Source organism: Streptomyces sp. GL_140, from assembly GCF_057834465.1.
In genome coordinates this window covers 3,925,495-3,938,844 of sequence record NZ_CM174404.1, presented here as the reverse complement: position 1 = coordinate 3,938,844, position 13,350 = coordinate 3,925,495, and the positions used below count along the sequence as shown (strand labels likewise).

The 13,350-nt window shown below is 72.8% G+C and carries 13 protein-coding genes; 5 read left to right on the top strand and 8 right to left on the bottom strand.

The features are described 5' to 3' along the window. Positions 1–117: 117 nt before the first annotated feature. Both AC3IYJ_RS18270 and AC3IYJ_RS18265 read right to left on the bottom strand, forming a co-directional pair. Complete coding sequence (locus AC3IYJ_RS18270; RefSeq protein ID WP_489402367.1) at positions 118–738, bottom strand: response regulator; 621 nt, start codon at positions 736–738, stop codon at positions 118–120. Further along, entirely contained in the window at positions 735–2,027 is a 1,293-nt protein-coding gene (locus AC3IYJ_RS18265; protein ID WP_489402366.1) for a sensor histidine kinase, read from the bottom strand. Before AC3IYJ_RS18265 ends, AC3IYJ_RS18270 begins: the two co-directional genes overlap by 4 nt. A gap of 351 nt (positions 2,028–2,378) precedes the next feature. On the opposite strand from AC3IYJ_RS18265, the gene AC3IYJ_RS18260 reads away from it, so the two are divergent. Next, on the top strand, positions 2,379–2,918 hold the full coding sequence (locus tag AC3IYJ_RS18260; RefSeq protein WP_489402365.1) for a GlcG/HbpS family heme-binding protein: 540 nt from the start codon (positions 2,379–2,381) through the stop codon (positions 2,916–2,918). Between the two features lie 44 nt (positions 2,919–2,962). After that, a complete protein-coding gene (locus AC3IYJ_RS18255) occupies positions 2,963–4,405 on the top strand; it encodes a M1 family metallopeptidase (RefSeq protein WP_489402364.1) in 1,443 nt (480 codons plus the stop codon). A gap of 54 nt (positions 4,406–4,459) precedes the next feature. Here the strand turns inward: AC3IYJ_RS18255 and AC3IYJ_RS18250 are convergent, their stop codons facing one another. Both AC3IYJ_RS18250 and AC3IYJ_RS18245 read right to left on the bottom strand, forming a co-directional pair. Beyond that, the gene (locus tag AC3IYJ_RS18250; protein WP_489402363.1) at positions 4,460–4,993 is read right to left on the bottom strand and encodes a GNAT family N-acetyltransferase; all 534 of its coding nucleotides are present in this window, start codon (positions 4,991–4,993) and stop codon (positions 4,460–4,462) included. Positions 4,994–5,126: 133 nt separating this feature from the next. Next, positions 5,127–5,702: a TerD family protein gene (locus AC3IYJ_RS18245; protein ID WP_489402362.1), complete on the bottom strand. Its 576-nt coding sequence runs from the start codon at positions 5,700–5,702 to the stop codon at positions 5,127–5,129. A gap of 214 nt (positions 5,703–5,916) precedes the next feature. Here AC3IYJ_RS18245 and arfB point away from each other — a divergent pair, with 214 nt between their 5' ends. After that, positions 5,917–6,342 carry an alternative ribosome rescue aminoacyl-tRNA hydrolase ArfB gene (gene arfB, locus AC3IYJ_RS18240; RefSeq protein WP_489402361.1) on the top strand — a complete coding sequence of 142 codons (426 nt, stop codon included), beginning with the start codon at positions 5,917–5,919 and terminating at the stop codon, positions 6,340–6,342. Positions 6,343–6,349: 7 nt separating this feature from the next. Here the strand turns inward: arfB and AC3IYJ_RS18235 are convergent, their stop codons facing one another. Then, positions 6,350–6,919: a flavin reductase family protein gene (locus AC3IYJ_RS18235; protein ID WP_489402360.1), complete on the bottom strand. Its 570-nt coding sequence runs from the start codon at positions 6,917–6,919 to the stop codon at positions 6,350–6,352. A gap of 415 nt (positions 6,920–7,334) precedes the next feature. Between AC3IYJ_RS18235 and cdgB the strand changes: the two genes are divergently transcribed. Both cdgB and AC3IYJ_RS18225 read left to right on the top strand, forming a co-directional pair. Next, positions 7,335–9,044 carry a diguanylate cyclase CdgB gene (gene cdgB, locus AC3IYJ_RS18230; protein ID WP_489402359.1) on the top strand — a complete coding sequence of 570 codons (1,710 nt, stop codon included), beginning with the start codon at positions 7,335–7,337 and terminating at the stop codon, positions 9,042–9,044. A gap of 68 nt (positions 9,045–9,112) precedes the next feature. Beyond that, complete coding sequence (locus AC3IYJ_RS18225) at positions 9,113–10,144, top strand: CBM35 domain-containing protein (RefSeq protein ID WP_489402358.1); 1,032 nt, start codon at positions 9,113–9,115, stop codon at positions 10,142–10,144. A gap of 13 nt (positions 10,145–10,157) precedes the next feature. Here the strand turns inward: AC3IYJ_RS18225 and AC3IYJ_RS18220 are convergent, their stop codons facing one another. The 3 genes from AC3IYJ_RS18220 to AC3IYJ_RS18210 all read right to left on the bottom strand — a co-directional run bounded on the left by AC3IYJ_RS18220 (position 10,158) and on the right by AC3IYJ_RS18210 (position 13,238). After that, positions 10,158–11,078 carry a 1-phosphofructokinase family hexose kinase gene (locus AC3IYJ_RS18220; RefSeq protein ID WP_489402357.1) on the bottom strand — a complete coding sequence of 307 codons (921 nt, stop codon included), beginning with the start codon at positions 11,076–11,078 and terminating at the stop codon, positions 10,158–10,160. 97 nt (positions 11,079–11,175) lie between these two features. Further along, a complete protein-coding gene (gene nagA / locus AC3IYJ_RS18215; protein WP_489402356.1) occupies positions 11,176–12,345 on the bottom strand; it encodes an N-acetylglucosamine-6-phosphate deacetylase in 1,170 nt (389 codons plus the stop codon). Next, on the bottom strand, positions 12,345–13,238 hold the full coding sequence (locus AC3IYJ_RS18210) for an ROK family protein (RefSeq protein WP_489402849.1): 894 nt from the start codon (positions 13,236–13,238) through the stop codon (positions 12,345–12,347). Before AC3IYJ_RS18210 ends, nagA begins: the two co-directional genes overlap by 1 nt. Between the last annotated feature and the right edge of the window lie 112 nt (positions 13,239–13,350).

The window sequence follows — 13,350 nt, the reverse complement described above, 5'->3', positions numbered from 1 at the left end:
CCCGATGGTGTCACGCCCCCGGCGGTCCGCCGCCCCGGCGGTCCTCCGCCCCGGCGGTCCCCTCGCACCGGTGACCGGTTCGACCAGTTCGACCGGTCGTGACCGTCGGCCGGGTTGTCAGGGGAGGAGGCGCTGTTCCTTGGCCACGGCCACGGCGCCCGCGCGGGTGTCGACGCCGAGCTTGTCGTAGATGCGGCCCAGGTGGGTCTTGACCGTGGCTTCGCTGATGAACAGGGTGCGGGCGATGTCGCGGTTGCCGAGGCCCCGGGCCAGCTGGCCGAGGATGTCGAGTTCACGGTCCGTCAGGGTGGGGCGGGTCCCGCGCATGTGGGCCATCACGCGGCTGGCCACGGGCGGGGAGAGGGTGGTGCGGCCCTGCGCCGCCGAGTGGATGGCGGAGAAGAGCTCCTCGGGGCGCTCGGCCTTCAGGAGGTAGCCCGTGGCGCCCGCGCCGATGGCCCGGGTGATGTCCGCGTCCGTGTCGTAGGTGGTCAGGACCAGGACGTGGGGCGGGTTCTTTCCCGCGGTGATGCGGCGCGTGGCCTCGACCCCGTCGATGCCCTCGCCGAGCTGGAGGTCCATCAGGACCACGTCCGGGCGGAGCTTCGCCGCGAGTGCGACCGCCTCCTCGCCGCTGCCGGCCTCGCCGAGGACCTCGATGTCCGGTTCGCTGCCGAGCAGGGCGAGCAGGCCGGCGCGGACCACCACGTGGTCGTCGCACAGGAGGATCGTGGTCATGGTGTGGGCTCCAGGGGGATCGAGGCCGAGAGGACGGTGCCTTCGCCCGGGGTGGATTCGATGGTCAGGGTGCCGCCGAGCTGGCGGACGCGGGCGCGCATCGCGGGGAGGCCGTGGCCCCGGTTCTCCGCACCGGGTCCGGGCCCGGGTCCGGGTCCTGTTCCGTCTCCGATTGTGAAGCCGTGGCCGTCGTCCGCGATGTCCAGGACCACCTGGTCGCCCAGGAAGCTCAGGGTGATGGCGGCGGTACCGGCCTGCGCGTGTTCCCGTACGTTCGCCAGCGCGCCCTGCGCGATGCGCAGCAGGGCCGACTCCGCGCGGTCGGGCAGCGGTACCGGGGTGCCCTCCAGGTGGAAGCGGACCTCGATGTCGGGGCCCGCGCCCAGTGCGCGCAGGGCGTCGGCGAGGCCCGCGCCGTCGGCGAGTTCGCGGGGCGCGAGGTCGTGGACGAGCCGGCGGGCCTCGGCGAGGCCGCGGGCGGTGATGTCGGTGGCGGTACGGACGTGCGCGCGGGCGGTGGCGGGGTCCGAGTCCCAGGTGCGGTCGGCGGCCTGGAGCAGCATCTGCTGACTGGACAGGTGCTGGGCCAGGGTGTCGTGGATCTCCATGGACAGGCGCTGGCGCTCGGCGAGGGTGCCTTCGCGGCGTTCGGTGGCGGCGAGTTCCCGGCGGGTGCGGATCAGGTCGTCGATCAGCGTGCGCTGGGCCTGCGCCTGGCGCTCCATGTGGATGAACACGGCCGTCGCGAGCGCGGCGACGGCCGGCGGGGCGAGGAGCAGGTTGGGATCGAAGGGCTCACCGGCTCCGGTGCGGGCGGCCAGCTGGAGCTGGGCGGCCACGACGAACACCGTCAGCAGCGCGACGAGGACCACGGCCGCGCGGGGCGGCAGGGTGCGCAGCGCGGTGTAGAAGAGCGGCACGGCGCACCAGGCGAAGCTCGGCGCGAGGACGACGAGGACCACCCAGACGGCGACGACCAGGCCGAGCCAGATGAGTCGGCGCAGGGTGGGGGCGGCGGTGCCGAGGGCGGGGCCGAGGACGTAGAGCAGGGCCAGGGTGATGCCGAGGGCGAGGATCCAGGGGGTGCGGGGCTCGCCGGGGTGGCGCAGGAGGAAGCGGGCGACGGAGGCGCCGAGGAGGAGGAAGAAGGTGGTGTGCATGATCGTGGACAGCGCGCGGGTGTCCCGGTCCCGGTGGGGCGGGGGCCCTTGGCGTTGGCCTTGGCCTTGGGTGGGCGTGGGGGGCGCGCTGGTCACGGGGTGCTCCTGGGGGTGGTGCGGTGGTTCCATGGTGCCGGGTGCTGTGCGGCTCGGGTGGGGGCCGCTGCGCGGGGCCGCCCCCTACCTACCCTTCCACCGTTCCCAGGGCTGCGCCCTGACCCGTGAAACCCGGGCTGCGCCCCGGACCCCGGTCCTCAAACGCCGGACGGCTGGAAGGCAGGACGTCGGACCGCCTGGCCAGGAAAGCCTTCGGAGGAGCCGTGCCGCATCAGCCGATCGGTTGACCCCGGGGTCAACCGGTGCGGTGGCCGTTGGGAGCCGGTACGGGGACGGGTGGGCGGGGGTTGCGGGGAGAGGGTTGGAACACGGCAGGACACGGCAGGACCGCCCGCCGAACCGACGTTCACAGGAGCAGCAGACATGAACACCCGCACCCGCGTTCTCACCGGTACCGCTCTCGCCGTGGCGCTCGGCGCCGGCACCTTCGGAGCCGTCAGCGCCACCGCCGCGCCCGCTCCGGCGGCTGCCGCCGCGAAGAAGGACGGCGACCGCAACTTCACCACCTCCACGCACCTCACCATCGACGCCGCCACCCGCGCCGCCCAGGCCGCGCTGGAGGCCGCCGAGAAGGAGAACCAGAAGGTGACCGTCGCGGTCGTCGACCGCAACGGGAACACCATCGTGACCCTGCGCGGTGACGGCGCGGGCCCGCAGTCCTACGAGTCGGCGCAGCGCAAGGCCTTCACCGCCGTGTCCTGGAACGCCCCGACCTCCGTGCTCGCGGGCCGCCTCGCGCAGGCCCCGAACCTGAAGGACATCCCCGGCACCCTCTTCCTCGCGGGCGGCACCCCGGTGCAGGCCAAGGGCGCCCCGGTCGCGGGCATCGGCGTGGCCGGCGCCCCGAGCGGCGACCTGGACGAGAAGTTCGCCAAGGCCGGCGCCGACGCGCTCGACAAGTAGGTTCCCAATAGCCCCTCTAGTAGCGGGCAAGTAGGGTCGAGAGCGTGTATCCGCGCTCTCGCTCCCGTCTCGCCGGCTCCGCCGCCGCCGCCCTGATCGCCCTCACCGTGGGCTGTACGGGCAGCACCGTGCAGGGGAGTCCGGGTGCGTCGGGGGTGCGCGATCCGTTCTTCCCGAAGGCCGGCAACGGCGGCTACCAGGTCGATCACTACGACCTGGACTTCGACTACGACCCCGCCACCGGGAAGATGGACGCCACGGCCGTCATCACCGCGCGCGCCGAGCAGGGGCTCAGTTCCTTCAACCTCGACTTCAGCGGGCTCGACGTCGAGGGCGTCACCGTGGGCGGTGTCGGGGCCCGTTTCAACCGGACCGGCAGGGAACTGACGGTGCGCCCCGCGAAGGACGTCAAGCGGGGCGAGGTCTTCCGTACGGAGATCGACTACTCCGGCGAGCCCAAGCCCATCACCGATCCCGACGGCTCCCAGGAGGGCTGGATCCAAACCGCGGACGGGGACGGCGCGGTCGGCGTCGGCGAGCCGGTCGGGTCGATGGCCTGGTTTCCGGGCAACCACCACCCGAGCGACAAGGCCACGTACGACATCACGGTCACCGTGCCCAAGGGGTACGAGGCCGTGTCCAACGGGGAGTTGACCTCCCGGAGCGAGGACGCCGACGGGCGGACGGTGTTCGCGTGGCACAGCCCGGAGCCGATGGCGAGCTATCTGGCGACGGTGGCCGTGGGGAAGTTCGCGGTGACCACCGGCAAGACCGCCTCCGGGATCCCCGTCTACAACGCGGTGGCGCCCAAGGAGGCGGCGGCGAGTGCGCCCGTGCTCGCGCGGCTGCCGGAGATGGTGGAGTGGGGCAGCGCCAGGTTCGGCCCGTACCCCTTCTCCACGACGGGGGCGATCGTGCTGCCCAAGGGCACGCTCGGCTACGCGCTGGAGACGCAGAACCGGCCCGTCCTCTCGGGGGCGCCCGTCGGCAAGGACGGCGAGTCGCTGGTCCTGCACGAGCTGGCCCACCAGTGGTTCGGGGACTCGGTGTCCCCGAAGTCCTGGAAGGACATGTGGCTCAACGAGGGGTTCGCGACCTACGCCGAGTGGCTGTGGTCCGAGGACCACGGCGGGCCCACCGCGCAGGAGCGGTTCCAGGCCTTCGTCGACGGCGACACCGATGTGGACAAGGACGCCGACTCCGACTGGGACGCCTTCCCGCCGGCCAACCCGCCCGGAGCCAAGGAGATCTCCGAGGCTCCTGTGTACGCGCGCGGGGCGATGGTCCTGCAGCGGATCCGGCAGGAGGTCGGCGACGAGAAGTTCTTCGCCCTGGTGCGCGGCTGGGCCGCCGACCACCGGCACGCGAACGCGAACACGGCCGACTTCACGGCCTACGCGCAGGAGAAGACGGGCCACGACCTGAAGAAGGTCTGGGACGTCTGGCTGTACGGGACGGAGCGGCTCAAGGCCCGTAGGCCCGGATAGATCTGGGTAGGCCCGGAAGGCCCGGACAGGCCTCCTGGGCCGGGTGTTCTGCGGCTACGGCGCCTCGAGCGGCTTGCGCAGGACCGTGCACGGGCGGCCCGCCTCGCGGTCGACGGCCTCACGCAGGGGGACGTAGCCCTGGGCCCGCCAGAACGCGAGGCCCTTGGTGTTTCCCTCCAGTACGGCGATCCGTACGCCCGCGCGCCCGGCGGCGCGGAAGCGGTCCTCGATCAGGTCGGCCATGGCGCGCCCGTGGCCCGCGCGGTGCGCGGTGGCGTCGATGAGCAGCAGGCCGATCCACGGGTCCGGGTCCGGGTCCTCGGAGGCGGGGGCCGGGTGATGGGCCAGGGTGGCCGCGAGGCCTACGAGGCGGCCGGCCGAGCGGGCGAGGAGGACTTCGGCGCCGTCGTGGGCGAGCTCGTCGGCGAGGGAGGCCGCCACCTGTTCGACCGTGATGCGGCCGGGGTCGGGGAAGTCGCCGCTGAGCTCGAAGAACGCGTGGTTGGTCGCGTAGAGCGAGGCGATTTCGGTCAGGACCGGGCCCGGTAGGGCGCCGTCCTCGGTGGGGACGAGCGGGAGGATGATCACCCGTCGAACGGTAGCGAAGCCCCCTCCCCGGACGGCCGGGAGGGGGCTTCGGCTGCGCTGACGTCATCCGGGGCCGGACGGGGTCGGGCCGGGGCCCGACGCCGTCCTACGCGGACTCGGCGGTCGCTCGGACTCAGACGTTGACGCCGAAGTCCTGGGCGATGCCGGTCAGGCCCGAGGCGTAGCCCTGGCCCACGGCGCGGAACTTCCACTCCGCGCCGTTGCGGTAGAGCTCGCCGAAGACCATGGCGGTCTCGGTCGCCGCGTCCTCGGAGAGGTCGTAGCGGGCGATCTCGGCGCCGCCGGCCTGGTTCACGACGCGGATGTACGCGTTGCGGACCTGGCCGAAGTTCTGGCTGCGGGTCTCGGCGTCGTAGATGGAGACCGGGAAGACGATCTTGTCCACGTCGGCCGGGAGGCCGGCGAGGTTGACGTTGATCGACTCGTCGTCGCCCGAGCCCTCGCCGGTGCGGTTGTCACCGGTGTGGACGATGGTCTGGTCCGGGGTGGACTTGTTGTTGAAGAAGACGAAGTGGCCGTCGGAGACGACCTTGCCCATGGGGTTGACCGCGATGGCCGACGCGTCGAGGTCGAAGTCGACACCCGTCGTGGTGCGTACGTCCCAGCCGAGGCCGACCGTGACGGCCGCGAGGCCCGGGGCCTCCTTGCTGAGCGAGACGTTTCCGCCCTTGGAGAGGCTTACTGCCATGGTGACTGGTGTCCCTTCCTAGTCTCACGTGATGCCGCACTTGGTCCCGCTCGCCCTGCGTGCCGACGGCCGCCTTGCCGATGGCCGACTTGTCGCTTGACCGCGAGATTGCCCAAGTTACCGCTGACCTCCATAACGCCGGGAGGGGGCCGGTAGGTTCCGGATCCGCGAAATACGCGTGACGCGGGGTGGCGGGGGACGGATCATAGGGGGCATGTCCGGTCCCCATGTCATCCGCGGTTCTGTCGTGCTCCCCGAGGGCGAGCTCGCCTGGCGCTTCTCGCGGTCCTCGGGTCCGGGCGGCCAGCACGTGAACACCTCCGACTCGCGCGTCGAGCTGCTCTTCGACCTCGGGGCGACCAAGTCGCTGCCGGAGGTGTGGAAGGAGCGCGCGCTGGAGCGGCTGGCTTCGCGGCTGGTCGACGGGGTCGTGACGGTACGGGCCTCCGAGCACCGCTCGCAGCTGCGCAACCGGGAGATGGCGCTGGTCCGGCTGACCTCGCTGCTGGCGGAGGCGACGGCGCCGCCGCCGAAGGCGCGGCGGGCGACGAAGATCCCCCGGGGGATCAACGAGCGGCGGCTGCGCGAGAAGAAGGCCCGCGGCGAGACGAAGCGGGGCCGCACCGCCCGCGACTGGTAGGCACCCCCTAAGGGGCCAGGTGGCGGTAGCGCCCCCGGAAGTACGTCAGCGGCGGGGAGTCGGGCGAGGGCTGGGCCGCGGCCAGGACGCGGCCGATGACCAGGGTGTGGTCCCCGGCCTCGACGCGGTTCTCGGTACGGCACTCCAGGGTGGCCAGCGCCCCCGTCAGGAGCGGGGCTCCGGAGATCTCGCCGCGTACGTACGGCAGGTCGGCGAAGAGCAGGCGGTCGCTGATGCGGCCCTTCATCGAGAACCTGCCCGCGATCTGGAGCTGGTGGTCGGAGAGCACCGAGACCGACCACAGCGGCTGCTCCGCCAGGAGGTCGTCCATCCGGGAGCCCTCGCGCAGGCTGACCAGGACCAGCGGCGGGTCCATGGACACGGACATGAAGGCGGTCGCCGTCATGCCGACGTCCTCGCCGCGCGGGCCGCCCGCTCCCAGTGCGGGCTCGTGCGCGGTGATCAGGCACACGCCGGCGGCCAGTCGGGACATCGCGGCCCGGAATTCGTCGTTGCTCACCCCCTCAGGATGGGGTGCGGGGACGGAAAGCGTTGTCGTGGGGGTCGTGTTCGGCACGTTCCGGACGCTACTGTCGCCCTCCCGCTCGGCACATCGGGCTGTGGTCCGAGCCGCGTCCCCGCCCCGCGGCCTAGGTCCGGGCGTAGGCTTTGCTCGCGGGAACGAATCCGCGAACGAACCGGCGGGCGACCGGCGGGCGACCGGCGCACGGGCGTCGGCGGGCCGCGCCCGGACGGCGTACGGGCCCCGGCGGCGGGCGGTGACGGGGGGAGCGCTCCCAGTGCGACGAGGGTGCGGAACAGGTCATGCGGGACACCTATATTCATCTCATGTGACTTGAGTCACAGAGGGCAAGATTTGTTGACCCTGTGTACCTGCCGCACAGCTCACTGTGATTCAGTGGACGGGACACCGCAACGAAACGCCGATGACATACCTGGAGTTGCTGTCGAGGTCTCGGGGAGAGCGAGCAATGGAGACCGAGTCGGAGCCGTACGTCCGTCTTGCGACCCTGCGGCAGCTGCACCAAGTGGTGGCCGAGCTCAATACGGCCAGGAGCCTGGCTGACACCCTGCAGACCGTCGTGGACGGCATCGTCCTGGGACTCGGCTACGAACTCGCCTGCGTCAACCTCGTACGCCCCGACGGTGACCTCGTCGTCGCCGCCTTCGCGGGCGACCCCGCCGCCGAAGCCCTGATCACCGGACGGGTCGGCTCGCGCGCCTCCTGGGAACGCCGCCTGACGATGGGTGAGGACTGGGACGGGCTCCGCTTCATCCCGCACACCGAGGGCTGGGTCCTCGTCGAGGACGACGTGCCCCAGTGGCACACCGAGGGCCCCGACCCGCGGTTCGAGGACGAATGGCACCCCGAGGACCGGCTCTACGCCCCCATGTACGCCTCCGGCGGCGAGCTGCTCGGCGTGGTCTCCGTGGACCGGCCGCGCAACGGCCGGCGGCCCGGCGCGTGGGGGCGCGAGGCGCTCCAGATGTACGCCTTCCAGGCTGCGATTGCCATCAGCAACGCCCGGCTGCGCGCGAACATGCAGCGGGCGCTGGTGCGGCTGGAGCGTGAACAGCAGGCGCTGCGCGCGAGTGAAGAGTCGTTCCGCCAGGCCTTCGAGTACGCGCCCAGCGGCATGGCCATCGCCGAGATGGGCGGCGACCAGCACGGCCGGCTGCTGCGCACCAACGACGCGCTGTGCCGGCTCCTGGGGCGGCCCGCCTCCGTGCTGCGCCGGTACTCCTTCTCGGACCTGGTCCACCCCGAGGACATCGGCACCCTGCTGCGCACCTCCGCCGAGGGCGGCCGGGCGGAGCTGCGGCTCGGGCGGCGCGACGGCACCTATGTATGGGTCTCGCTGCGCAATTCCGTGGTCGCGGACGCCGCCGACGGGCCCCGGTTCCTCCTCACCCACGTCGAGGACATCGAGGAGCGCAAGCGGCACGAGCTCCAGCTCGCCCACCGGGCCAGCCACGACTCCCTGACCGGCCTGCCCAACAGTGCCGAGCTGCGCTCCCGGCTCGGGGCCCGGCTGTGCCGCCGGCCGCAGTCCGTGCGCGCCACCGCCGTGGAGGCCCTGGACGCCGCCTTCGAGGCGCGGCCCGCCGCGGACGGCGGCTCCGGCGAGCACGGCTTCCGGCCCGACGGCTTCCCCGACCCCTTCGAGTTTCCCGGCGGGCCGGGCGCTCCCGGTGGGCAGGGCGGTCCCGGTTCGGCCGGCCCGGGCCCGTACGAGCACCACGTGCACACCGTCGCGCCCGCGACCGACATCGACGACGGTACGAAGGGGCTCGCGGTGCTCTTCTGCGACCTCGACGGCTTCAAGTCGATCAACGACCGGTTCGGGCACCACACCGGCGACGCTGTGCTCATCGAGGTGGCCCGGCGCCTGACGACCGGCGTCAGGGACGGTGACACGGTCGCCCGGCTGGGTGGTGACGAATTCGTCGTCCTCGCCGACGGCCTGGGCGCGGCCGACGCCGCCGACCTCGCCGTACGGCTGCGCAACGCGATCATCCCGCCGATCCGGGTGGACGGCCGCGCGGTCCGGGTGGGGGCCAGTTTCGGGATCGGCTGGGCCAGCTGCGGGATGTCCGCGGACGAGGTCCTGCGCTCCGCCGACCAGCGGATGTACATCGAGAAGCGCTCCCGCTCGAAGGCACACCGCCGGGCCGGGTAAGCTCTCTGGCCGCTCGTGGGCGCACCTGTTCGGGGTAGGCTCCCCGGGGTCGAAAGGAGTGACCTGCGATGACGACGCCTGCCAACCACGGCTCGAACAACGGGGCGAACAAGCCCGAGGACGACGACCCGTTCGGCTACCTCTACGAGGACGGCCAGGCCGCGGGGGCCACCCCGCCCGGGCAGGGCGGCGGATACGGCTACCCGGGACCCACGGTCGGCGGGCAGCCGGGCGTGCCCCGGACCTCGTACAACCAGGTGCGCACGGTCGGTGACCGGCCCTACGGCGGCCAGCGCGGTCCCCTTCCGTACCAGCAGGGTCCTCAGCAGCCTCCGGCCTACCAGGCCCAGTACCAGTCCCCCGAGGCGCTCCAGGCGGGCGGCTACGGCGTTCCCTCGCAGGGGCAGCCGCCGCAGCAGTACACGCAGTCCGTCCCGCTGCCGGGCGAGGGCCACGGCGGCGGTCACGGCAGTGGCGGCGGGTCCAGCCGCAGGGGCATGCTCATCGCCGCCGTCGCGGTGGTCGCCGCGGTCGTGATCGGCATCGGCGCGGCCCTGGTCTTCGGCGAGAAGGGCGACAAGGACAAGGACAAGAACAACGCGAACCCCGCCCAGAGCCAGTCCCCGCCCCCGGCCAAGCCCTCGGGCCAGCCGAGCGGCTCCGCCTCCCCGGTCGCCGAGCTGCCGAAGGGCGACGCGGGCGGTGCGGGCATGGTGATCTCCGGCGGCGCGACGCTGCAGAACGCGGTGCAGGGCGCGAAGAGCGCGGGCGGCCAGTACGTCGGCAACTTCAACCAGCCGGGCGCGGCGGTGACCTGGACCCTGGACGTGCCCAAGGCGGGCACCTACCGCTTCTACGTGCAGTTCGGCATCCCCGGTGAGGACGCGAACGGCACCCTCACGGTGAACGGCAAGGCCAACAGCTCGCCGCTGAGCATGCGCAACTTCGCGGGTTCCCCGAAGGGTGACTGGGAGAAGGGCTGGCAGTCCACCTGGGGCCAGGTGACCCTCAACCAGGGCAGCAACACGATCAAGCTGTCGTGCGAGACGGGCAACAAGTGCCAGTTCAACATCGACCAGTTCTGGCTCCAGCAGGGCTGATCCGCCGACCCCGCTACGCGGACGTCACCTTCACCGACCCCCGTACCTCCTCGTAGGTGCGGGGGTCGAACTCTCCCGCCGCGGGGGCCCGGACGGTGGCCGCCGAGAGGGCGACCGCGCGGATCAGGCGGTCCGGCCAGTCCAGGCCTTCGACGAGGCCGGAGAGCAGGCCCGCGACCGCGGAGTCCCCGGCGCCGGTGGGGTTGCCCGCCAGGGTGCGGGGCGGGGCGGCCTGCCAGCTGCCGTCGGGGGTGGCGGCGAGGATTCCGGCCGGGCCGAGCGAGGTGATCACCGCGTGGGCTCCGCGGCGGCGGGCATCCCGGGTGGCGGGCAGTGCGTCCCGGGATCCGGTCAGCTCGGCGAGCTCGGCGGCGTTCGGTTTGATCATCTCGGGGCGGGCGGCGACCCCGCGGCGCAGGGCTTCGCCACTGGTGTCGAGGAGTACGGGCACCGCGGCCGCGCGGGCCGCCCGTACGAGGACGGCGTAGGCCCCGACGGGCACGCCGGGGGGCAGGCTGCCGCACAGGGCCACCGCGCGGGCGCCGCCCGCCAGCAGGGCCTCGTAGCCCTCCAGGAACGCCGACCACTCGGCGGAGGTGATCAGCGGGCCCGGTTCGTTGAACTGCGTGGTGTCGCCGGAGGCCTCGTCGGCCACCGCGAGGGTGCGCCGGGTGGTTCCGGCGCAGGGGACCAGGGCGTCGCGCACCCCGGGGGAGGCGGCGAGCAGTTCGCGCACGACGGCGCCGGTGGGGCCGCCCGCGAAGCCGGTGGCGGTCACCTCGTGGCCGAGCGCGGCGAGGACGCGGGCGACGTTGAGGCCCTTGCCGCCCGGCCGTTCGGCGACGTCGGTGACGCGGTGGGAGGTGTGCGCGTGCAGGCGCGGTACGCGGTAGGTGACGTCGAGCGCGGTGTTGAGCGTCACGGTAAGGATCATGGCAGGCCCCGGTCTCGGTGTGTGCCGACAGCTTCCAGGCCGATGCGCCTCCCGAACAAGGGAGCGGCCGGCCCGGTGTCGGGGCCGACCGCTCTTCTCAGCGCTGCGCCGCTGCGGGGCGGACGATCCATTCGCCGCGCCGCATGACGCCCTTGACGTCGAAGGCGGCGTCGAGGACGACGAGGTCCGCGTACTTGCCGGGCTCCAGCGAGCCGACCTGGTCGTAGAGGCCGATCAGCTTGGCCGGGTTGACGGAGATCGCCTGGACCACGGATTCGACGGGGAGCCCGTCGAGGGTGACGGACCGCTTGAAGGCGGTGTCCAGGGTGAGGGTGGAACCGGCGATGGAGCCGCCCTCGACCAGGCGGGCCACGCCCTGCTTGACCTCGACCTCCAGCGGGCCGAGGTGGTAGATCCCGTCGCCGAAGCCGGCCGCGTCCATCGCGTCGGTGATCAGCGCCACGCGGTGCGCGCCCGCGTGGTGGAAGGCCAGCTCCAGCATGGCCGGGTGCAGGTGGGTGCCGTCGTTGATCAGCTCGACGGTGACCCGCTCGTCCTCCAGCAGCGCCGCGATCGGGCCCGGGGCGCGGTGTTCCATGCCCGGCATCGCGTTGTAGAGGTGGGTGGCCACGGTCGCGCCCGCGTCGATGGCCTGGAGCGTCTGCTCGTAGGTGGAGTCCGTGTGGCCGATCGCGGCGATGACCCCGTGCTCGGCCAGCAGCCGTACGGAGTCCAGGCCGCCCGGGAGCTCGGTGGCCAGGGTGAACATGCGGGCGGCGCCATGGGCGGCGTCGACCAGCTTGCGGACCTCGGCCGGGTCGGGGTCGCGCAGGAGGTCCTCCTTGTGCGCGCCCTTGCGGCAGGGGTTGATGAAGGGGCCCTCGAAGTGGATGCCCGCGATGTCGCCCTGCTGGGTGAGCTCGGCGAGGAGTCCGGCGCGGCGGGCCAGTTCGTCGAGGTCGCCGGTGACGGTGGAGGCGACCAGGGTGGTGGTGCCGTGCTCGCGGTGGGTCCGTACGCCCTTGAGGACGTCCTCGGCCGTGCCGGAGGTGAAGGAGGCGCCGCCGCCGCCGTGGTTGTGCATGTCGACGAAGCCGGGGACGATCCAGTGTCCGGACAGGTCGAGGACGTCGGCGTTCTCGTGGGCGCTGCCGGCGATGCGCTCGCCGTCGACGATGACGCGCCCGCCCTTCACGGTGCCGGTGGGCAGTACCACGTCGGCGCCGGAGAGAACGGTGCTGCGGCCCACATGTGCGCTTCCGGACATCAGGCAGGTACCTCCGTGGCGAGTAGATCCCAGGCGAGCAGCCCTGCGCCCAGGCATCCGGCGGTGTCCCCGAGGGCCGCCGGAACGATGTGGGGGAGCCGCTGGAACGTCACGCGTTCCTCCACGGCCGTCCGTAGTGGTGTGAACAAGGTTTCCCCCGCCTCGGCCAGCCCGCCACCGATGATGAGCGTGCGGGGGTCCAGCAGGGTGATCGCCGTGACCAGGCCGTCGGCCAGCGCGCCGATGGCCGAGAGCCAGACCTCGCGCGCGCGGGCGTCGCCGGATTCGACGGCCTTGGCACAGTCCGCGGCGTCCGCCTCGGGGTCGCCGGAGGCGGCCGCCCAGGCCCGGCTGACGGCCGAGGCGGAGGCGAGGGTCTCCAGGCAGCCGCGCTGGCCGCAGCCGCACTCGGGGCCGCCGGGGCGGACCACGATGTGGCCGATCTCGCCCGCGTAGCCGTGCGCGCCGGCTTCGATGCGCCCGGCGATGCCGATGGCGCCGGCGATGCCGGTGCCGAGGGGGACGAACAGGAAGCGGTCGGCGCCGCGGCCCGCGCCGATGCGTCCTTCGGCGAGTCCGCCCGTGCGGACGTCGTGGCCGAGGGCCACCGGGATGCCGCCGAGGCGTCTGCCGAGGAGCTCGCGCATCGGGACGTCGCGCCAGCCCAGGTTCGCCGCGTAGACGGCGATCCCGTTCTCGGCGTCGACGATGCCGGGGACCGCGACACCGGCCGCGGAGGCGGCGGTGGCGAAGCGGCTGCGGCCGAGGTCGAGGAGCTCGGCGGCGAACTCCTGGATCGTCTCGACGACGGCTTCGGCGCCCCGCTCGCGGCCGGTGGCACGGCGCGCCTCGTGGAGCAGGGTGCCGTCCGCCGCGACGAGGGCGGCCTTCATCCCAGTGCCGCCCACATCGAGGGCGATGACGTGTTTCACGGGTTTCACGGGTGACAGTCTCGCGTGCTCGGAGGGGAAAGGTCTAGTCCACTGAGGGGGATTGTTGAGTGGC

Bases quoted from the DNA above. Each gene is read 5' to 3' on its own strand.
- AC3IYJ_RS18270 (WP_489402367.1), bottom strand. From the start codon at position 738: ATGACCACGATCCTCCTGTGCGACGACCACGTGGTGGTCCGCGCCGGC.
- AC3IYJ_RS18265 (WP_489402366.1), bottom strand. From the start codon at position 2,027: ATGGAACCACCGCACCACCCCCAGGAGCACCCCGTGACCAGCGCGCCC.
- AC3IYJ_RS18260 (WP_489402365.1), top strand. From the start codon at position 2,379: ATGAACACCCGCACCCGCGTTCTCACCGGTACCGCTCTCGCCGTGGCG.
- AC3IYJ_RS18225 (WP_489402358.1), top strand. From the start codon at position 9,113: ATGACGACGCCTGCCAACCACGGCTCGAACAACGGGGCGAACAAGCCC.
- nagA (WP_489402356.1), bottom strand. From the start codon at position 12,345: ATGTCCGGAAGCGCACATGTGGGCCGCAGCACCGTTCTCTCCGGCGCC.
- cdgB (WP_489402359.1), top strand. From the start codon at position 7,335: ATGGAGACCGAGTCGGAGCCGTACGTCCGTCTTGCGACCCTGCGGCAG.
- arfB (WP_489402361.1), top strand. From the start codon at position 5,917: ATGTCCGGTCCCCATGTCATCCGCGGTTCTGTCGTGCTCCCCGAGGGC.
- AC3IYJ_RS18220 (WP_489402357.1), bottom strand. From the start codon at position 11,078: ATGATCCTTACCGTGACGCTCAACACCGCGCTCGACGTCACCTACCGC.
- AC3IYJ_RS18245 (WP_489402362.1), bottom strand. From the start codon at position 5,702: ATGGCAGTAAGCCTCTCCAAGGGCGGAAACGTCTCGCTCAGCAAGGAG.
- AC3IYJ_RS18210 (WP_489402849.1), bottom strand. From the start codon at position 13,238: ATGAAGGCCGCCCTCGTCGCGGCGGACGGCACCCTGCTCCACGAGGCG.